This is a genomic window from Streptomyces sp. BPTC-684 (genome assembly GCF_030028635.1).
GTDB lineage: Bacteria > Actinomycetota > Actinomycetes > Streptomycetales > Streptomycetaceae > Streptomyces > Streptomyces noboritoensis.
On sequence record NZ_CP124863.1, the window covers coordinates 426,559 to 445,082 of the forward strand.

Below are 18,524 nucleotides of genomic sequence, written 5' to 3' on the forward strand. Positions count from 1 at the left end.
CGGACCGTGCTGGGTTGCTCGCGCAGTTCCCCGCGCCCCTTAGGTGGTCCGCCGCAGCCGGAGAACCCAGCTCAGCCACGGGCTTCTAGGGGCGCGGGGAACTGCGCGAGCAACCCCCACCGGCCCGCAGACAAACACCGGGCCAAAAGGGGCGCGGGGAACTGCGCGATCAGCCACAGACATCCCGCAGACAAAGACCGGGCACCGCGTCAGCGCGTCGGCTCGCCGAATAAGTCGACCGCCTCCCGGACCCCCTTCACGGCGACGGAAAGCGCGCTCACCGACCCGATGGACCCCGCGATCAACAGCAGCGAGCGCCGCAGGCGCAGCACCTCCGGCGCCCCGGACACCGCCATCGCGTCCAGCGCCGCGAGCTCGTCCTCCGCGACGGCCCGGTCCGGAAACTCCCCCGGGTACCCCGCCAGCTCCCGCCGCAGCCGCGCCACGGCGACCCGCAGCCCCGCCACCCTGGGATCCGCACTGCCGGTCACGGGCCACTGCTCCACGCGTCGCAACAAAATTCCTTCCCCACGCACATCTTCGTGCCGGTACTCACAGCCCGTCAGCGAAGGTCAACTGACGGGAGTTGCGGGCCAGTTAACGCCATCGCGCCCGGCGCGCGCCACCGTGTGGACGGAATTCGGCGGGCGCATTCGGTATACGTGGGGCCATGACACAACCGACGAAGGACGAAGCGCAGGTCGTGGGCCTGCTGCTGGCCGCGGGCGGCGGACGCCGCCTCGGCGGCCGGCCCAAGGCCCTGTTGACGCACCGGGGCCGCCCGCTGGTGGAGCACGCGGTACGGGTACTGCGCGAGGGCGGCTGCGCCACCGTGCACGTGGTGCTCGGCGCCGCCGCGGACGAGGTACGCGCCCGCGCCCGCCTCGACGGCTGCGTGCTGGTCGACAACCCGGAGTGGACCGAGGGCATGGGCTCCTCCCTGCGCGCGGGCCTCGCCTCACTGGCCGGGACGGGAGCGGGGGCCGCGCTGGTCAGCCTGGTGGACCAGCCCGGCATCGGCGCGGAGGCGATCGGGCGCGTCAGGGCCGCGTACCGCTCACCGTCCTCGCTCGCGGCGGCCGCGTACGACGGAAAGCGCGGCCACCCCGTGCTCTTCGGCGCCGACCGCTGGCAGCCGATCGCGGCGAGCGCGCGCGGCGACCGCGGGGCGCGCGCCTATCTCGCGGAGCACGAGCCGGAGATCACGCTCGTCGAGTGCGGGGACGTGGCCGAGCCGTACGACATCGACACGGCGGCGGATCTCGGGCGCCTGGACTGATCCTCCGGTACACCTGGAGTGAACGTGGTGGCACCGAGCGCCACGGTCTGTCGACCCGGAGAATCTCGACATCAACAAACCATTGAACTTCCACTATGAGGAAACTAGTATCCACTGTTCAGAAGCGCCCGATTGATTGAGACGGCGCCCCCAGTCGCATTCCGGGGTCCTGGCACTGAGTGCCTTTTCTGACTTCCGGCGGCCGGTGAGGGCACCGCCCGCGAAGGAGTGACAGCACATGTCCGCACCAGCGCCGTCCCCGCTGGCCATCGTCGACGCCGAGCCCCTGCCCCGGCAGGACGAGGTGCTCACCGACGCGGCCCTCGCCTTCGTGGCCGAGCTGCACCGGCTGTTCACGCCCCGCCGTGACGAGCTCCTGCTCCGCCGCCAGGACCGCCGCGCCGAGATCGCCCGCACCTCCACGCTGGACTTCCGCCCCGAGACCGCCGCGATCCGCGCCGACGACTCCTGGAAGGTCGCCCCGGCCCCCGCCGCGCTCAACGACCGCCGCGTCGAGATCACCGGCCCGACCGACCGCAAGATGACCATCAACGCGCTGAACTCGGGCGCGAAGGTGTGGCTCGCCGACTTCGAGGACGCCTCCGCCCCCACCTGGGAGAACGTCGTCACGGGCCAGCTCAACCTGATCGACGCGTACGAGCGCCGGATCGACTTCACCGATCCGAGGTCCGGCAAGTCGTACGCGCTCAAGGACGCGGGCGAGCTCGCCACCGTCGTGATGCGCCCGCGCGGCTGGCACCTGGAGGAGCGCCACCTGCGCTTCGACGGCCGCCCGGTGCCCGGCGCCCTGGTCGACTTCGGCCTCTACTTCTTCCACAACGCCAAGCGCCTCATCGAGCTCGGCAAGGGCCCGTACTTCTACCTCCCCAAGACCGAGTCGTACCTGGAGGCCCGCCTCTGGAACGACGTCTTCGTCTTCGCGCAGGACTACGTCGGCATCCCGCAGGGCACGGTCCGCGCGACCGTCCTGATCGAGACGATCACGGCCGCGTACGAGATGGAGGAGATCCTCTACGAGCTGCGCGACCACGCCGCCGGGCTGAACGCGGGCCGCTGGGACTACCTCTTCTCGATCGTCAAGAACTTCCGTGACGGCGGCGCCAAGTTCGTCCTGCCGGACCGCAACGCGGTGACCATGACGGCCCCGTTCATGCGCGCGTACACCGAACTCCTCGTCCGCACCTGCCACAAGCGCGGCGCGCACGCCATCGGCGGCATGGCGGCCTTCATCCCGTCCCGCAAGGACGCCGAGGTCAACAAGGTCGCGTTCGAGAAGGTCAAGGCCGACAAGGACCGCGAGGCGGGCGACGGCTTCGACGGCTCCTGGGTCGCCCACCCGGACCTGGTCCCGATCGCCATGGCCTCCTTCGACGCGGTCCTCGGCGACAGGCCGAACCAGAAGGACCGGCTGCGCGAGGATGTCTCGGTGGCGCCGGGCGATCTGATCGCCATCGACTCCCTCGACGCCAAGCCCACCTACGACGGGCTGCGCAACGCCGTCCAGGTCGGCATCCGCTACATCGAGGCCTGGCTGCGCGGCCTCGGCGCCGTCGCCATCTTCAACCTCATGGAGGACGCGGCCACCGCCGAGATCTCCCGCTCGCAGATCTGGCAGTGGATCAACGCGGGTGTGGTGTTCGAGAACGGCGAGCTCGCCACCGCCGACCTGGCCCGTGAGGTCGCGGCCGAGGAACTGGCCGCGATCCGCGCCGAGATCGGCGAGGAGGCCTTCGCGGCCGGCCGCTGGCAGCAGGCCCACGACCTGCTCCTGAAGGTCTCCCTCGACGCGGACTACGCGGACTTCCTGACGCTGCCCGCGTACGAGCAGCTGGTCGGCTGACCCACCGTCACTCCACGCGGGGCCGGGGCGAATCCTTCGCCTCCGGCCCCGCGCCGTGTCCGCCCTGTCAGAATGAGCGGATGCTACGTGGAGGCAGGGTCGCCGTAGTCGGCGGCAGTATCGCCGGGTGTGCCGCGGCGCTGGCCGCACACCGGGGCGGCGCGGCGGAAGTCACCGTGTTCGAACGGGCCTCGGGCCATCTGGCGGACCGGGGCGTGGGGCTCGCCATGCACAACGACCGGTACGCGGAGCTGGAGGCGGCCGGCTATGTGGACGCCTCGATGCCGTGGCTCCAGCTGGGCCGGCGGTGCTGGTACGTGAAGAACGGCTCGGCGCCGCTGGGCCGGCGGATCGGGGTGCTGCCGTTCCCGTTCCGCACGTACAACTGGGGACCGCTGTGGCACGAACTGCGCGGCCGGGTGCCCGAGTCGGCCGACTTCCGGTCCGGGACGGCCGTCGGCGCGGTCGAGGTCACCCCGGACGGCGTGGAGCTGGCGACCGGGTCCGGGAGCGAGCGGTTCGACCTGGTGATCGGCGCGGACGGCTACCGCTCGGCGGTGCGCACGGCCGCGTGCCCCGAGGTGCGTCCGCGCTACGCGGGCTATCTGGCCTGGCGGGGCGCCTTCGCGGCCGACCGGCTGATGGCCCCGGAGCTGTGGCCCGACGAGGACTGCGTGTACGCCGTGTTCCCCGGCGGGCACGTCATCATCTACCGCATCCCCGACGGCCGGGGCGGGCTGCGGGTCAACTGGGTGCTGTACACCGCCCCTCCCCCGGACCTCGACCTGCGCTTCGACAACCCGACCAGCCTGCCGCCCGGCACCCTCGCCGCGACCCTGCACACCAGGCTCGCCCACATCGCCGACACCCAACTGGCGCCCTATTGGGGCCAGTTGGTGCGCACGACCACCGCCGACGAGCTCTTCGTCCAGCCGATGTACGACTTCACCGCGCCGCACTACGCCACCGGCCGGCTGGTCCTGGCGGGCGACGCGGCGACGGTGGCCCGCCCGCACACCGGCGGCGGCGCGGTCAAGGCGCTCCAGGACGCCACCGCTCTGGAGACGTGCCTCACCAGCACACCGGACTGGCAGGAGGCGCTGCGCGCGTACGACTCGGGCCGGGCCGCCGGCGGCCGGTCCATGGTCGAGCTGGGTCGCCAGCTCGGCATCGGCCTCGTGGAGCGGACGCCGGACTGGAGCGCGATGGACCAGAGCGGTCTGGAGAAGTGGTGGCAACAGGCGGACGGCTCGGGCGCGTTCGGCGGCCGCCAGCTCAACTCGTAGCCTGTCAACCGCCGATGACGACCGTGCGCTGGGCCGAGAAGTCGCCCCACTTCCCGTCGGGCAGCCGGGCGCGCAGTTTGACGCTGTAGCGGGTGCCCGGCTTCTCGGCCGAGACGGTGAGGCTGTACGACGCCCGGCCCGGGGGCGGCGCCGCGCCGAACACGATCGTGGTGGTGAGCCGTCCGTCGAGGAAGAGCTGGTACGAGGTGACCGGACCGCCCGTGTCCGGCGGGACCCAGGACAGCTCGACGGTCGGCACCCCCGCCACCTTCCCGTAACGCGCGGTCAGTTCGGTGGGCGCGGTACTGGCGGGCGCGCCCGGCGCCGAGGCGGTGGTCAGGTCCACGGCATCGCTGTCCGGCGAGGAGTTGTCGGCGGCGTCGCGCGCCCGCACGGTGAAGGTGTAGACGGTCCCGGGCCGCAGTCCGGTGACGCGGGCACTGGTCTCGTGCCCGGAGACGCTGTGGATCCGCACGTCCTCCTGGTAGATGTCGTACGAGGTGACGCCCACGTCGTCCGTCGCCCGCCGCCACGTCAGGGTCGCCGCGCGGCTCCCGTCGGCCCGGCCCCGCAGCGCGCCCGGCGCCGTGGGCGGCCCGTGGTCGGCGGGGCTCGGCGCGGGCGTGGTGACGGCCACGGGGGCGCTGGGGGCCGAGAAGTTCCCGGCGGCGTCGCGGGCGCGCACGGTGAAGCTGTAGGCGGTCGCCGGGGCGAGCCCGTCGACGTCGATCATGTGCTTCTCGCCCGGCACCGCCTTGACCCGGGTACCCCGCTGGAGGACCTCGTACCCGGTGACGCCCTTGTCGTCGGCCGACGCCTCCCACATGACGTGCACGGAGGTGGCGCTGCTCGCCTGCGCGGTCACCCCGCCCGGCACCGTCGGCGCCCGTCCGTCGCGCTCGTCGGCGGTCGCCGAGCAGGCGGCGAGGACGAGGGCGGCACAGACCAACACGGCGTATCCGGCGGGGCGTTGCACGGCCGGGCCCTCCCTCCGTACGAGATGGTCCAGACCTATATCGCACAGGTAGCCGCGCTCGGCAAGGGGTCGGACGGTTCCGGTCCCGCCGCCCCCGTAAAGGAAATCCCGCCGGACGCGATGAGTTCCCGTCGCCGGTCCGGTCTGCACCGCCATGGATACGCAGACACAGACCCCCAGGCCCGACCTCGGCCCCGCCGCCCGCGCCGTGGCAGGCCTGCTCAATTGGGACGGGGACACCCGGGCGGGCGGCATCACCTTCCCCGCCAGATCGACGACACGCTGTTCGGCGCCACCACACAGGCGCTGCTGTGGATGTCGGTGACCCCGGCGCACCTCGACGAGGTGGCCCGCGAGCTCGCCCGCCACGACCAGCTCGCCTTCGTCGCCGCGACCACCGGCCCGAGCAATCTGGTCGCCCAGGCCCTCTGCCCCGACCCGGCGGCGCTGCATCACTACCTCACCCACCGGCTCGGCGCGCTGGAGGCGATCCGCACGCTGGAGACCGCGCCGGTGCTGCGCAGGGTGAAGGCCGCGGGCCCGCTCGCGCCCGCGGCCTCCCGTCCGGGGAACCTCAACCGGCCTCCCGCACCTCCCTCGTGGGGATCCTGAGCTGGTTGAAGCCGTAGTAGACCGCGAGCACCCCGTGCGCGGCGAGCGTCAGCGGCGCCGAGACGAAGGCGAGCAGCACCGTCGCCGGATAGGCGAGCGAGCCGAGCGCGAAGCGGGCGCGGGTGGCCCGGGCGGCCGCGAAGTCGACGCGGTCGTCGAAGAGACGGCCGGTCCGGGTCACGTGCCACCACAGCGCCTGGAAGTTGAGGGCCATGACGACCATGAGTCCGCTGTAGACGGCGGCGGCCACATGTGACGCGTTGTCCTCCCTGAGGTATTCGGCCATCAGCCCGGCCGGCCAGGGGATCGCCGCGACGGTCATGAGCAGCAGCAGATTGAGGAACATCAGCGTGCGGTCGACGCGTGCCACATAGCTGAAGAGCGTGTGGTGGTTGACCCACATGATGCCGATGACCAGGAAGCTCACCACATAGGCGGCGTACGAGGGCCACTGGTGGCCCAGATCGCTCCAGAGGTGGTCGCCCGCGTGCGGGGGCACCTTGATTTCCAGGATCAGGAGAGTGATCGCGATGGCGAAAACGCCGTCGCTGAACGCCTCGACCCGGCTCGATTCATTCACCGGGTGAACTGAACCGGACGCGGCCGGATTCTTCAACTTCCTTGTGACACAAGGCTGTACGCCTCTGCTCGGCCAGTGGTAGGAAAGTTTCCTAACAAAACAGTGAACGACGAACTCCCCCCAGGAGGTCAGGTGCTCACCCCCCACTTCAGCGCCACCGCACGTCGTCTCAGGATCACCGCGTCCGTCCTGCTCGGCGCCGCCGTGATCGCCGTACCCGCGGCCACGGCCACCGCCGCGACCAGCCACAATGCCCCCATGGCAGCAGCGGCGACCGGGCTCGACGACCCGGCCAAGAAGGAAATAGCGATGGAGCTCGTCTCCAGCGCGGAGAACTCCTCACTGAACTGGAAGGCCCAGTACAAGTACATCGAGGACATCGGCGACGGCCGGGGCTACACCGCCGGCATCATCGGGTTCTGCTCCGGCACCGGCGACATGCTCGACCTCGTCGAGCTCTACGCGGCCCGCGAGCCGGGGAACGTGCTCCAGAAGTACCTGCCCGCGCTGCGCAAGGTGAACGGGAGCGACTCGCACGCCGGGCTCGACCCCCACTTCACCAAGGACTGGAAGACGGCCGCCTCGGAGACCGCCTTCAAGAACGCCCAGAACGACGAGCGGGACCGGGTCTACTTCGACCCGGCCGTCGAGCAGGGCAAGGCCGACGGAGTGGGCACGCTCGGCCAGTTCATCTACTACGACGCCATCGTCATGCACGGCGACGGCACCGACCCCACCAGCTTCAGCAGCATCCGCAAGAAGGCGCTGGCCAAGGCGAAGCCGCCGGCCAAGGGCGGCGACGAGACGAAGTACCTGGGCGCCTTCCTCGACGCCCGCGTCTGGGCGATGAAGCAGGAGGAGGCGCACAGCGACACCAGCCGCGTCGACACCGAGCAGCGGGTGTTCCTGAAGAAGGGCAACCTCAACCTGAACACGCCGCTGGACTGGCACGTCTACGGCGACCCGTACCACATCGGCTGATCCGGCCGGACGACACGGCGGCGCGTACGACACGGGCAGGTGTCGTACGCGCCGCTCGCGCGCGGCGGGCTCAGTGCGCGGCCACCACGGGTTCCGCGAGCACGGCGGAATCCTCCGAACTCGCCTTCCGACCAAGGTGGTTGAAGGCCAGGTTGAGGACGATCGCGACCACGCAGCCGGTGGAGATGCCGGAGTCCAGGACCACCCGGACGTTCTCCGGGAAGGCGTCGTAGAAGGTCGGCGCGGCGATCGGGATCAGCCCGATGCCGAGCGCGGCCGCGACGATCAGGGCGTTCTCGCCCTGCTCCAGGGCCGCCGTGGAGAGCGTCTGGATGCCGCTGGCCGCGACCGAGCCGAAGAGCACGATGCCCGCGCCGCCGAGCACCGGCAGCGGCACCAGCGCGATCACGGACGCGGCCACCGGGCACAGGCCGAGCAGGATGAGGATGCCGCCGCCGGTGGCGACCACGAAGCGGCTGCGCACCTTGGTCATCGCGACCAGGCCGATGTTCTGCGCGAAGGCGCTGGCCATGAAGCCGTTGAAGAGCGGGCTCACCGCACTGCCGAGGGTGTCGGCGCGCAGCCCGCCCTCGATGGTCCGCTCGTCGGCAGGGCGTCCGACGATCTTGCCGAGCGCCAGCATGTCGGCGGTCGACTCGGTCATGCAGACCAGCATCACGATGCACATCGAGACGATGGCGGCGGCCTCGAAGTGCGGGGCGCCGAAGTGGAACGGCGTGGGGAAGCCGACCGCGTCCGCGCCGCGGAGCGCGTCGAGGCTGGTCATGCCGAACGGCACGGCGATCAGGGTGCCGACGACCAGGCCGAGCAGGATCGCGATCTGCTGGAGGAACCCGCGCAGCAGCCTGCGCAGCGCCAGCACGATCACCAGGGTGAGCGCGGCCATGCCGATGTTCTTCATCGAACCGTAGTCGTGGGCGGCCGCGTTGCCGCCCTGCGCCCAGCGGAAGGCGACCGGCAGCAGCGAGACGCCTATCAGGGTGATCACGGTGCCGGTGACGACGGGCGGGAAGAAGCGGAGCAGCCTGCTGAAGTACGGGGCGAGCACGAAGCCGAGCACACTCGCGACGATCACCGCCCCGAAGATGACGGCCATGCCCTCGTGACCGCGGTCCTTGCCGATGGCGATCATCGGGGTGACCCCGGCGAACGAGACGCCGTTGACGAACGGGAGGCGGGCGCCGACCTTCCAGAACCCGAGGGTCTGGAGCAGGGTGGCGAGCCCGGCGGTGAAGAGGCTCGCGCCGATCAGGAACGCGGTCTCCTTGGGGGTGAGCCCCACGGCGGGCCCGACGACCATGGGCGGGGCCACCACGCCCGCGTACATCGCGGCCACGTGCTGGAGGCCGCTGGTGAACATCTTCAGCGGGGGCAGGGTCTCGTCGACCGGGTGCTTCTGAGTGGCGGGGTCGGGAGTGACTGCATCGTTGCGAAACCTGGGCTGCGGGGCCACGGGCGGTTCCTCCGGTCGGTTACGCGTCGGCGGTGACGCGGGTGTCAGGGAGGTGGTGCAGTGTGACGCGTGCGTGCTGCGGCGGTGTTACGTACGGCGTACGGCAGGGTCTCGTACGGGTACGGGGTGCGGCGGAACGGCGGTGCTCCGTGCGGGGATGGGCACGGGTCACCGTCCCGGGGGGTGCGCACGTCCATGTGGTGCGCACCCCCCGGGCGCGGCTGCCGCGGACCCCGCTCGGGTCCACGGCGACCGGCCGAGGGCCGTCCCCCTCGGCCGGACTCCTGGGCGGGAATCCCGGGCCGGGATCAGCCCTGCGCGGCGATGCGCGCGAGGCGCTGCGCCTCGTCCCGCGTGGCGCGGGCGATGGCGTCCTCGTCGACCGTGAGGAGGCGGTTGTCCTTGACGATCTGCTTGCCGTTGACGAACGACGCCGTCACGGGGGCGGCGGCGCCGAAGACCAGGGCGGTGACCGGGTCGGCGATGGAGGCGTGGGCCAGGGTGTCGAGCTTCCAGAGCACGAAGTCGGCGAGCTTGCCGGCTTCGAGGGAGCCGATCTCGGCCGCGCGGCCGAGTACCTGGGCGCCGCCGTACGTCCCGAGCCGCAGCGCCTGGCGGGCATTGAGCGCGGCCTCGCGGTGGGCGCCGAGGCGGTTGATCAGGAGCGCGTTGCGCAGCTCGGTGTGGAGCTCGCCGGACTCGTTGGAGGCGGTGCCGTCGACACCGAGACCGACCGGGACACCCGCCTTGAGCATGTCGGGGACGCGGGCGATGCCGGCCGCGAGGCGCGCGTTGGAGGACGGGCAGTGCGCAACGCCGGTGCCGGTGCGGGCGAACGCGGCGATGTCCGAGTCGTTCATGTGGACGCAGTGCGCCATCCACACGTCCTGGCCGAGCCAGCCGGTCGACTCGAAGTAGTCGGTGGGGCCCATGCCGAACAGCTCCTTGCAGAACTGCTCTTCCTCCACGGTCTCCGAGCCGTGGGTGTGCAGCCGTACGCCCTTGGCGCGGGCCAACTCGGCGCCCTGCTTCATGAGTTCGGTGGAGACCGAGAACGGCGAGCAGGGAGCGACGGCGACCTGGGTCATCGAGCCGAAGGAGGCGTCGTGGAACCGGTCGACGGTCTCGGCGGTCGCCGAGAGCGCTCCGTCCAGGGTCTCGACCGCGAAGTCCGGCGGCAGGCCACCGTCCTTCTTGCTGCGGTCCATGGAGCCGCGGGCGAGGGTGAACCGTACGCCCATCTCGCTCGCGGCACCGATGATGGCGCCCGAGAGGTCGCCCGCGTTGTGCGGGTACACGTAGTGGTGGTCCATCGCGGTGGTGACACCGCCGCGGGCCATCATGGCGAGCGAGCCCTGCGCGGCGACGCGGCCCATCTGCTCGTCGATGCGCGCCCAGGTGGGGTAGAGCGCCACGAGCCAGTTGAAGAGGTTGTGGTCGGTAGCCAGGCCGCGCGTGATCCACTGGTAGAAGTGGTGGTGCGTGTTGACCAGGCCGGGGGTCACCAGGTGGCCGGTGCCGTCGATGCGGCGGACCACGTTCTCCAGGCCCTCCGGGGCCCTGCCCGCGCCGATCGACTCGATCCTGTTGCCGGCGACGACGAGGTACCCCGAGGCGTACTCGGTGTCGTCGGCGTCTACGGTCGCGATCGCACAGTTCTCGATGACGGTGCGCTGGGCTGCCGATGGTGCCATCGTGCTTCCTCTTCTTTCACTGAAAAAACGAGTGGGCACGGCAGGACCCTAGAGGATTTGAGTGCCGGGGCCGGGTGACCCACGGGTGCCGAGAGAGTGGAACAGCGCCCCCGGGCGGCGGGGTCCGGGGGCGCTCCGGGATCAGAGGTTGGTCATGTCGACCGGGATCCGCGGCTCGACGCCGTCCCGCAGGATGGTGGCCTCGATCAGACCGTAGGGCCGGTCGGCCGCGAAGTAGACCTCGTTGTCGTTCTTGAGCCCGAACGGTTCGAGGTCGACCAGGAAGTGGTGGTTGTTCGGCAGCGAGAAGCGGATCTCGTCGATCTCACTGCGGCTGTTGATCACCCGCGAACCCATCTGGTACAGGGTCTGCTGGAGGGAGAGGGAGTACGTCTCGGCGAAGGCCTGCAGGATGTGCTTCTTGGCCTGCTCGTACGACTTCTCCCAGTTGGGCATCCGCTCGTCGTCACTGGTCCAGTTGTAACGCCAGGCGGCGGAGACGTCGGTGCACAGGATGCGGTCGTACGCCTCCTTCAGCGTCGTGTACTTGTCCTTGACGTAGCCCCAGAACTCGGAGTTGGTCGAGTTCATCACCGTCAGGTCCTTCAGACCCGAGATGACCTCCCAGTTCTCACCGTCGAAGGTGATCTGGGTGGTGCGCAGCTCCTGGCCCTTGCGGGCGAAGGAGTGGCGTACCTCGTCCGAGCCGATGAACCTGGAGTTGGCGTCGGAGGTGGCGATCCGCTCCCAGGCGTACTCCTCGATGCGGATGCGCGCCCGGTGGATCGGCTCCTGCGACGTCACGAAGTGACGGGCGAGGTGGATGCCGAACTGCTCGGCGGACTCGATGCCGTGCTCCTTGGCGAACGCGTACACCGTGTTCTTGGTGGTGTCCGTCGGCAGGACGTTCGCGTTCGAGCCGGAGTAGTGGACGTCGTCCATGTCGCCGGAGAGGGCGACCGAGACGTTCAGGTCCTTGATGTGGTGGGTGTCGCCGTCCCGCGTGATCTTGACGACGCGGTTCTCTGCTTTGCCGTACTGGTTCTGGCCGAGAATCGTGGGCATGTCTGCTAGCTCCCTCGGTAAACGGAGTAGCCGAACGGGTTGAGCAGCAGCGGTACGTGGAAGTGCTCGCCCGGCACGACGGCGAACGTGATCGCCACCTCCGGGAAGAACGCACCGCTGTCCCTTACGCGGGGGGCGTCCTGCTGCGCCTCGGCTTGCTTCTTTTCGAAGTACTGCTCGACCTCGAAGTCGAGCCGTACGTGGGTCGTGCCCTCCGGCAGCGCCGGAAGGTCCTTGCAGCGCCCGTCCGCGTCGGTCGCGGAGCCGCCGAGCGCCACCCACTCGGCGTCGCGGCCCGAGCGGGCGGCGAGCGAGATGGCGACGCCCTCGGCGGGGCGCCCGATGCTGGTGTCGAGGATGTGCGTCGACACCGACGCGGTCGTGGCCGTACTCATCAGTGGTTGTCCTCTTCTACGAGACGGGTCAGCCGGATTCGGTTGATCTTCCCGAGTTCGGCGCGCACGATCTCGCGCTCCGCCTCGGCGGTGTTGCCGATCCTGGCCTTCATCGCGTCGCGCATCTGCTCACCGGTGGCCCCGGTGGCGCAGATCAGGAAGACGTGGCCGAACCTGTCCTGGTAGGCCAGGTTGAGTTCGAGCATCTCGGCCTTGAGCTCCTCCGTGGCGCCGGCCATCCCCCGCTGCTCGCGGGCGGAGGTCGGGTCGCCCGGCTTCGGCCGCCCGATCGGCGGGTGCCCGGCCATCGCCTCTTCGAGGTCCGCCGCGGTCAGCTCGGCCATGGCGGCGTCGCCGGCGGCGAAGAGCTCGTCGGCGGTGGCGTAGGGGCGCCGGGCGAGCAGCTTGCTCCCCCATACCGAGCTGGCGCACACCTCGTGGAGCGCGGCGAGCGCCGTGCTGTCGTCGGAGGTGTTGAACCGGGCGAGGCCCGGCGTCGAGGTCGAAGTCACGAACGGCCTCCGTGGCCTTGGTGCTGGACGGGCTGCGGATAGCTAACGCCCTCGGAAACATCCCGTCAACACTTTGTTGAAAACTTGGAGCAACAAAAAGCCGCCGCCCGGGGATCCGGACGGCGGCGGCGCGAGCACGGCTCACAGAGGGGCGTTCTCACTCGCTTTTGGCGGCGTTTTCCCTGTTCAGGTAGTTGTACACGGTGAAGCGACTGACCCCGAGGGCGGACGCGACGGTCTCCACCCCATGGCGTACGGAGAACGCGCCGCGCGCCTCCAGGGTCCGTACGACCGACTGCTTGGCCTTGCGGTCGAGCTCGGCCAGCGGCTTGCCCTGGCGGCGCTCCATGGCGGCCAGGATGTGGTCGAGGGAGTCCGACAGCTGCGGCAGCCGCACCGCGATCACGTCCTCGCCCTCCCAGCTGAGCACCACGTCGTCGGCCTTGGCCTGGTCGGGCCCGAGTATCTCCGCGCCCATGGCGTCCACCAGCGGCTTGACCGCCGTGACCAGCGGGTGGTCGGCAGGTTCGGTCACTTCTCGCCCTCCCCGACCACGTTGACCTGGAGCGACACCCGGGTGGCACCGGCCGCCAGGGACTTGCGCAGCAGCGCGTCGACGGCGGTGAGCACCTGGTCGGCGCCGCCCTCGGCGGTGTTGCCGAAGGGGCCCACGTCCACGGCGTCGAGCGCCGCCGTCTGCAGGACCTCGCGGGCGACCACCGCATGCGGGGGCGCCTCGTCCAGGTCGAAGGGCTCGGTCGTGAACTCCACTCTCAATCGCACGCGCACAACCTACTGCGCGGATTCCGAAATCCGGCAGGCCAATCGGAGAGGCCCCCTTGACAAGCTCGCCGCCCACCCTGCAACCTTCCATCAAGCAGAAAGTAACTTCCGCAATACGGAAGGAGCGCCGACCCTCATGGGATACTCGGACCAGCGCTTCGATGTGAACCTCTCGATCCTCTTCACGGAACTCCCGCTCCTGGAGCGCCCCGCGGCCGCCGCCGCGGCGGGCTTCACGGCGGTCGAGCTGTGGTGGCCCTGGATCGAAACCCCCACTCCGGCGCAGGCCGAGCTCGACGCCCTGAAGAAGGCGCTCGACGACGCCGGCACCCAGCTGGTGGGGCTGAACTTCTACGCGGGCGCCCTGCCGGGCCCCGACCGCGGAGCCCTCTCCGTACCCGGCGAGGAGTCGGACCGCTTCCGCGCCAACATCGAGGTCGCGGCGGACTTCGCCGCCTCGGTGGGCTGCGGGGCGCTCAACGCGCTCTACGGCAACCGGGTGGAGGGGGCCGACCCGCAGGTGCAGGACGCGCTCGCGCTGGAGAACCTGGTGCTGGCCGCCCGCGCCGCCGACCGGGTCGGCGCGATCCTCCTGATCGAGGCCCTCAACAAGCCGGAGTCGCCGCTCTACCCGCTGGTGAGCGCCCCGTCCGCGATCGAGGTCGTCGACAAGGTCAACGCGGCGACCGGCCTCGGCAACGCCAAGTTCCTCCTCGACATCTACCACCTGTCGATGAACGGCGAGGACGTCTCCCAGGTCATCGAGGCCTACGCGGACAAGACCGGCCACGTGCAGATCGCCGACAACCCGGGCCGCGGCGCGCCGGGCACCGGCTCGCTGCCCCTTGAGGCGCTGCTCGACCAGCTCGCGAAGGCCGGTTACGACGGCTGGGTGGGCCTGGAGTACAAGGCCGCCGACGCGGCCGCGTCCTTCGAGTGGCTCCCGGCCGAGGCCCGCGCGGCCCGCTGAACTTCCTTACGTAACACCGCAGTCAGAGAGGCACCGCAATGAGCAACCTTCCCAAGATCGCATGGATCGGTCTCGGCATCATGGGCTCGCCCATGTCCGAGAACCTGATCAAGGCGGGTTACTCCGTCATCGGCTTCACCCTGGAGCAGGACAAGCTGGACCGCCTGGCCACCGCCGGTGGCACCGCGGCCGCCTCGATCGCCGACGCGGTCAAGGACGCGGACGTGATCATCACCATGGTCCCGGCGTCCCCGCAGGTCGAGGCGATCGCCTACGGCGAGGCCGGCATCCTGGCCAACGCCAAGCAGGGCGCCCTCCTGATCGACATGTCCTCGATCACCCCGCAGACCTCGGTCGACCTGGCCGAGAACGCCAAGGAGAAGGGCGTCCGCGTCCTGGACGCCCCGGTCTCCGGCGGCGAGGCCGGCGCCATCGAGGCCGTGCTCTCCATCATGGTGGGCGGCGACAAGGCCGACTTCGACGAGGCCAAGGGCATCTTCGACGCGCTGGGCAAGACCATCGTGCTCTGCGGCCCGCACGGCTCCGGCCAGACGGTGAAGGCCGCCAACCAGCTGATCGTGGCGGTCAACATCCAGGCGTGCGCCGAGGCCGTGGTCTTCCTGGAGAAGTCCGGGGTGGACCTCGCCGCCGCGCTCGACGTCCTCAACGGCGGTCTGGCCGGCTCGACCGTGCTGACCCGCAAGAAGGACAACTTCCTCAACCGGAACTTCGCGCCGGGCTTCCGCATCGACCTGCACCACAAGGACATGGGCATCGTCACCGACGCCGCCCGCAACGTCGGCGCGGCGCTCCCGGTCGGCGCGGTCGTCGCCCAGCTGGTGGCCTCGCTGCGCGCCCAGGGCGACGGCGGCCTGGACCACTCGGCGCTGCTGCGCGCGGTGGAGCGCCTCTCCGGCGCCCAGGTCTGAGCCTTCGGGCTCCTCTCGACTTCCGGGCGGCGGTGGCGCTGACACCTGTCCTGTCGCGCCCAGGCGCCGCCGCCGCCCGGAACACCACACCTCATTTTCAACAAACTGTTGACGTTCGCTTCGGGGCGTACCTACGCTCCAGACACCGCAGACCGTTCAGCAGTGCAGCTCCCGTACGGAAGGTCACGATGTCGAAGCGCGTGCTTACGACCGAGTCCGGCGCCCCCGTCGCCGACAACCAGAACTCCGCCACCGCCGGCGTCGGTGGCCCCATCCTCCTCCAGGACCAGCACCTGCTGGAGAAGCTCGCGCGCTTCAACCGTGAGCGGATCCCGGAGCGCGTGGTCCACGCCCGCGGCTCCGGCGCGTACGGCTACTTCGAGGTGACCGACGACGTCACCGGCTTCACCAGGGCCGACTTCCTCTCGCAGGTCGGCAAGCGCACCGAGACGTTCATCCGCTTCTCCACGGTGGCGGACTCGCTCGGCGGCGCGGACGCGGTCCGGGACCCGCGCGGCTTCGCGCTGAAGTTCTACACCGAAGAGGGCAACTACGACCTCGTCGGCAACAACACCCCGGTCTTCTTCATCAAGGACCCCATCAAGTTCCCCGACTTCATCCACTCCCAGAAGCGCGACCCGTTCACGGGCAAGCAGGAGCCGGACAACGTCTGGGACTTCTGGGCGCACGCCCCCGAGGCGACGCACCAGGTGACCTGGCTGATGGGCGACCGCGGCATCCCGGCGTCGTACCGCCACATGAACGGCTACGGCTCGCACACCTACCAGTGGACGAACGCGCAGGGCGAGGCCTTCTTCGTCAAGTACCACTTCAAGACGAACCAGGGCATCCGCAGCCTGTCCTCGGACCAGGCCGCCGAGCTGGTCGGCAAGGACGCGAACAGCCACCAGACCGACCTCCTCCAGGCGATCGAGCGGGGCGTGAACCCGTCCTGGACGCTGTACGTCCAGGTCATGCCGGCCGCCGAGGCCGCGGACTACCGCTTCAACCCGTTCGACCTGACGAAGGTGTGGCCGCACAGCGACTACCCGCTCCAGCGGGTGGGCCGCCTGGTCCTGGACCGCAACCCGGACAACGTGTTCCAGGAGGTCGAGCAGGCGGCGTTCTCCCCGAACAACTTCGTTCCGGGCATCGGCCCCTCGCCGGACAAGATGCTCCAGGGCCGCCTGTTCGCGTACGCGGACGCGCACCGCTACCGCCTGGGCGTCAACCACACCCAGCTCGCGGTGAACGCCCCGAAGGCGACGGAGGCCGACAACTACGGCCGCGACGGCCTGATGGCGACCCGCAACGGCCGCCGCTCGGACAAGAACTACGAGCCCAACTCCTACGCGGGCCCGTCCCAGACGGACGCGGCGCTCTCCGCCCCGCTCGCGATCGCGGGCTGGACCGGCACCCACGCAGCCCCGTCCCACGTCAAGGACGACGACTTCTTCCAGGCGGGCGAGCTGTACCGCCTGATGTCGGACGACGAGAAGTCCCGCCTGATCGCCAACATCGCCGGCGGCCTCTCCCAGGTCTCCCGCGACGACGTGATCGAGAAGAACCTGGCCCACTTCCACGCGGCGGACGCCGAATACGGCAAGCGCGTGGAGGAGGCGGTCCGCGCCCTGCGCGAGGACTGATCCTCTTCTCCTCCCATACCGCGCAGGGAATCTGACGGGAGGTCAAATTCCCTGCGCTGTCCGAACCGCCGGCCCGGATGAGGGGTGGTCGGTGGCTTCGGACGACACGGTGATCGCGGCGGCGTCGACGATGCCAGTGCGGTGGTCAAGGTCTGCCCCGGCCCCTTCTTGACCTGAAAGAAGGGCACACTTCGGGACACACCAATCGCCCCGCCGCCGCGATCCCGCCCACGGGCCTTGGAGGCCCGCGGCAATCCGGGCACGGGCTTCGGGGAGCCCGCACCCCCTCCCCCACCAAGCTCCGCCCGGCGGCACGAACGACCACTTCTTCCGGCCGCGCTCGCACTGCTCCGCAGGCTTCGCCCGGCTGCGCCGGACTCCGTCCGTCGGCTCCCCTCCCCCACCAAGCTCCGCCCGGCGGCACGAACGTCCTGTCGCGCCAGCCTCGTTCCGTCGGGCGGTCACCACTTCAGAGCCCGGGCGCTGGGTTCGGTTTACGGTCCCGAATCGAGCGCTCGATGATCAAGGCCCTGCCTGTGCTTTCAGGTGGGGCCTTGATCTGTTTCGGGGCGTGGGAACACCGTGGGAACAGCGTCTCGCGCAACTCAGGATCAGTGCAGCGCATCGATGGCCCGCACAATCAAGGCGCGCGCTTCAGCCCCGTACACAGCCATGCTTTGAAGCTGCTCGAAGGCTTTGAGGTACAAGACGATCTCGCTGGGCTGGGTGACGCGGACGCGGGCGGACAACAGCTCAACTGACACAAGAGTGTCGTCATAGACGTGGAACAGCTCCTGTGGCCACAGAAGCCTGTCTGAGGTCGCGCTCGGGATGATGCCCAGCGAGACCGACGGCAGGGCACCGACCGTGAGCAGGTAGCCCAACTGTGCGGCCATCGCGTCGTCGTCACCCAACCGGTAGTGAAGGGCGCCTTCTTCGATCAGCATGACGAATCGGCGCCCCGGCTCGTGGATGATCTTGGAGCGTTCGAGACGCGCCGCTGCAGCCTCCTCAGCGTCGTCTGGGAGGTCGAGGAGGCGAGCACTGCCGGACAGGAGAGCCCGTGCGTACCCCTCTGTCTGGAGCAGGCCGGGAACCAAGGTGGGCGAGTAGACGCGGAAGAGCGCCGTCGACCGGTAGAGCTGCACGTAGCTGTCTTGCAGACGCTTCAACCCGGCGCGGACCTTCCGCCGCCACTCGACATACTGCGACTCGGCATCGCGGGACTGGACGATGATGTCGGCGGCTTGGTCTTCGGCTCCGCAGGCGCGGCACCAGCGACGGATGTCCTCCGGCGTCGGGGGCGTGCGTGCGTTCTCGATGCGAGAGGTCTTCGGATGTGACCACCCGCAGTGCACGGCCAGCTCAGTCCCGGTGATCCCCGCATCGGCGCGCAAGTCTCGTAGACGCTGCGCGACTTGTTCGCGCGCAAATTGCGCCGAGGATGAGGGAGAAGCGGGCATGAGCTGGCCTGTGCGCCT

19 protein-coding genes are annotated in these 18,524 nt (G+C 70.1%); 8 read left to right on the forward strand and 11 right to left on the reverse strand.

Annotated elements, in window-relative coordinates; genetic code table 11:
- Positions 1-209: 209 nt before the first annotated feature.
- Complete coding sequence (locus QIY60_RS01950) at positions 210-518, reverse strand: DUF5955 family protein (RefSeq protein ID WP_283140805.1); 309 nt, start codon at positions 516-518, stop codon at positions 210-212.
- Positions 519-670: 152 nt separating this feature from the next.
- Here QIY60_RS01950 and QIY60_RS01955 point away from each other — a divergent pair, with 152 nt between their 5' ends.
- From QIY60_RS01955 to QIY60_RS01965, 3 genes are all read left to right on the forward strand, one after another.
- Complete coding sequence (locus QIY60_RS01955) at positions 671-1,279, forward strand: nucleotidyltransferase family protein (RefSeq protein WP_283140806.1); 609 nt, start codon at positions 671-673, stop codon at positions 1,277-1,279.
- Positions 1,280-1,517: 238 nt separating this feature from the next.
- Entirely contained in the window at positions 1,518-3,140 is a 1,623-nt protein-coding gene (gene aceB / locus QIY60_RS01960) for a malate synthase A (protein WP_283140807.1), read from the forward strand.
- 80 nt (positions 3,141-3,220) lie between these two features.
- Positions 3,221-4,426: an FAD-dependent monooxygenase gene (locus QIY60_RS01965; RefSeq protein WP_283140808.1), complete on the forward strand. Its 1,206-nt coding sequence runs from the start codon at positions 3,221-3,223 to the stop codon at positions 4,424-4,426.
- Between the two features lie 4 nt (positions 4,427-4,430).
- On the opposite strand, the gene QIY60_RS01970 is transcribed toward QIY60_RS01965, so the two are convergent.
- Complete coding sequence (locus QIY60_RS01970) at positions 4,431-5,402, reverse strand: fibronectin type III domain-containing protein (protein ID WP_283140809.1); 972 nt, start codon at positions 5,400-5,402, stop codon at positions 4,431-4,433.
- 225 nt (positions 5,403-5,627) lie between these two features.
- On the opposite strand from QIY60_RS01970, the gene QIY60_RS01975 reads away from it, so the two are divergent.
- Complete coding sequence (locus tag QIY60_RS01975) at positions 5,628-6,014, forward strand: Lrp/AsnC ligand binding domain-containing protein (protein ID WP_283140810.1); 387 nt, start codon at positions 5,628-5,630, stop codon at positions 6,012-6,014.
- Here the strand turns inward: QIY60_RS01975 and QIY60_RS01980 are convergent.
- Positions 5,977-6,594 (reverse strand): TMEM175 family protein, encoded by a 618-nt coding sequence (locus QIY60_RS01980; RefSeq protein ID WP_283140811.1) that lies wholly within the window; start codon positions 6,592-6,594, stop codon positions 5,977-5,979. The two genes, QIY60_RS01975 and QIY60_RS01980, sit on opposite strands and share 38 nt — an antisense overlap.
- Before the next feature lie 204 nt (positions 6,595-6,798).
- Between QIY60_RS01980 and QIY60_RS01985 the strand changes: the two genes are divergently transcribed.
- Positions 6,799-7,575 carry a chitosanase gene (locus tag QIY60_RS01985; RefSeq protein ID WP_283145792.1) on the forward strand — a complete coding sequence of 259 codons (777 nt, stop codon included), beginning with the start codon at positions 6,799-6,801 and terminating at the stop codon, positions 7,573-7,575.
- A gap of 70 nt (positions 7,576-7,645) precedes the next feature.
- Here the strand turns inward: QIY60_RS01985 and QIY60_RS01990 are convergent, their stop codons facing one another.
- The 7 genes from QIY60_RS01990 to QIY60_RS02020 all read right to left on the reverse strand — a co-directional run bounded on the left by QIY60_RS01990 (position 7,646) and on the right by QIY60_RS02020 (position 13,498).
- On the reverse strand, positions 7,646-8,956 hold the full coding sequence (locus QIY60_RS01990; protein WP_283145793.1) for a nucleobase:cation symporter-2 family protein: 1,311 nt from the start codon (positions 8,954-8,956) through the stop codon (positions 7,646-7,648).
- Between the two features lie 401 nt (positions 8,957-9,357).
- Entirely contained in the window at positions 9,358-10,743 is a 1,386-nt protein-coding gene (locus tag QIY60_RS01995) for an 8-oxoguanine deaminase (protein ID WP_283140812.1), read from the reverse strand.
- Positions 10,744-10,884: 141 nt separating this feature from the next.
- A complete protein-coding gene (gene pucL, locus QIY60_RS02000) occupies positions 10,885-11,808 on the reverse strand; it encodes a factor-independent urate hydroxylase (protein ID WP_283140813.1) in 924 nt (307 codons plus the stop codon).
- A gap of 5 nt (positions 11,809-11,813) precedes the next feature.
- On the reverse strand, positions 11,814-12,203 hold the full coding sequence (gene uraH / locus QIY60_RS02005; RefSeq protein ID WP_283140814.1) for a hydroxyisourate hydrolase: 390 nt from the start codon (positions 12,201-12,203) through the stop codon (positions 11,814-11,816).
- Complete coding sequence (uraD, locus tag QIY60_RS02010; RefSeq protein WP_283140815.1) at positions 12,203-12,715, reverse strand: 2-oxo-4-hydroxy-4-carboxy-5-ureidoimidazoline decarboxylase; 513 nt, start codon at positions 12,713-12,715, stop codon at positions 12,203-12,205. The genes uraH and uraD overlap by 1 nt, the downstream gene beginning before the upstream one ends.
- Positions 12,716-12,872: 157 nt before the next feature.
- Positions 12,873-13,250: a helix-turn-helix domain-containing protein gene (locus tag QIY60_RS02015; RefSeq protein ID WP_283140816.1), complete on the reverse strand. Its 378-nt coding sequence runs from the start codon at positions 13,248-13,250 to the stop codon at positions 12,873-12,875.
- On the reverse strand, positions 13,247-13,498 hold the full coding sequence (locus QIY60_RS02020; RefSeq protein WP_283140817.1) for a hypothetical protein: 252 nt from the start codon (positions 13,496-13,498) through the stop codon (positions 13,247-13,249). Before QIY60_RS02020 ends, QIY60_RS02015 begins: the two co-directional genes overlap by 4 nt.
- A 136-nt stretch (positions 13,499-13,634) precedes the next feature.
- Here QIY60_RS02020 and QIY60_RS02025 point away from each other — a divergent pair, with 136 nt between their 5' ends.
- The 3 genes from QIY60_RS02025 (at position 13,635) to QIY60_RS02035 (ending at position 17,043) form a co-directional block, all read left to right on the forward strand.
- Complete coding sequence (locus QIY60_RS02025; protein WP_283140818.1) at positions 13,635-14,468, forward strand: TIM barrel protein; 834 nt, start codon at positions 13,635-13,637, stop codon at positions 14,466-14,468.
- Between the two features lie 38 nt (positions 14,469-14,506).
- Entirely contained in the window at positions 14,507-15,397 is an 891-nt protein-coding gene (locus QIY60_RS02030) for a 2-hydroxy-3-oxopropionate reductase (protein WP_283140819.1), read from the forward strand.
- A gap of 188 nt (positions 15,398-15,585) precedes the next feature.
- The gene (locus QIY60_RS02035; protein ID WP_283140820.1) at positions 15,586-17,043 is read left to right on the forward strand and encodes a catalase; all 1,458 of its coding nucleotides are present in this window, start codon (positions 15,586-15,588) and stop codon (positions 17,041-17,043) included.
- 611 nt (positions 17,044-17,654) lie between these two features.
- Here the strand turns inward: QIY60_RS02035 and QIY60_RS02040 are convergent.
- Positions 17,655-18,506, reverse strand: coding sequence for a helix-turn-helix transcriptional regulator (locus QIY60_RS02040; RefSeq protein WP_283140821.1), 852 nt, complete (start codon positions 18,504-18,506; stop codon positions 17,655-17,657).
- Between the last annotated feature and the right edge of the window lie 18 nt (positions 18,507-18,524).

Bases quoted from the DNA above. Each gene is read 5' to 3' on its own strand.
- QIY60_RS01955 (WP_283140806.1), top strand. From the start codon at position 671: ATGACACAACCGACGAAGGACGAAGCGCAGGTCGTGGGCCTGCTGCTG.
- aceB (WP_283140807.1), top strand. From the start codon at position 1,518: ATGTCCGCACCAGCGCCGTCCCCGCTGGCCATCGTCGACGCCGAGCCC.
- QIY60_RS01965 (WP_283140808.1), top strand. From the start codon at position 3,221: ATGCTACGTGGAGGCAGGGTCGCCGTAGTCGGCGGCAGTATCGCCGGG.
- QIY60_RS01990 (WP_283145793.1), bottom strand. From the start codon at position 8,956: ATGTTCACCAGCGGCCTCCAGCACGTGGCCGCGATGTACGCGGGCGTG.
- QIY60_RS01995 (WP_283140812.1), bottom strand. From the start codon at position 10,743: ATGGCACCATCGGCAGCCCAGCGCACCGTCATCGAGAACTGTGCGATC.
- pucL (WP_283140813.1), bottom strand. From the start codon at position 11,808: ATGCCCACGATTCTCGGCCAGAACCAGTACGGCAAAGCAGAGAACCGC.
- uraH (WP_283140814.1), bottom strand. From the start codon at position 12,203: ATGAGTACGGCCACGACCGCGTCGGTGTCGACGCACATCCTCGACACC.
- QIY60_RS02025 (WP_283140818.1), top strand. From the start codon at position 13,635: ATGGGATACTCGGACCAGCGCTTCGATGTGAACCTCTCGATCCTCTTC.
- QIY60_RS02030 (WP_283140819.1), top strand. From the start codon at position 14,507: ATGAGCAACCTTCCCAAGATCGCATGGATCGGTCTCGGCATCATGGGC.
- QIY60_RS02035 (WP_283140820.1), top strand. From the start codon at position 15,586: ATGTCGAAGCGCGTGCTTACGACCGAGTCCGGCGCCCCCGTCGCCGAC.
- QIY60_RS02040 (WP_283140821.1), bottom strand. From the start codon at position 18,506: ATGCCCGCTTCTCCCTCATCCTCGGCGCAATTTGCGCGCGAACAAGTC.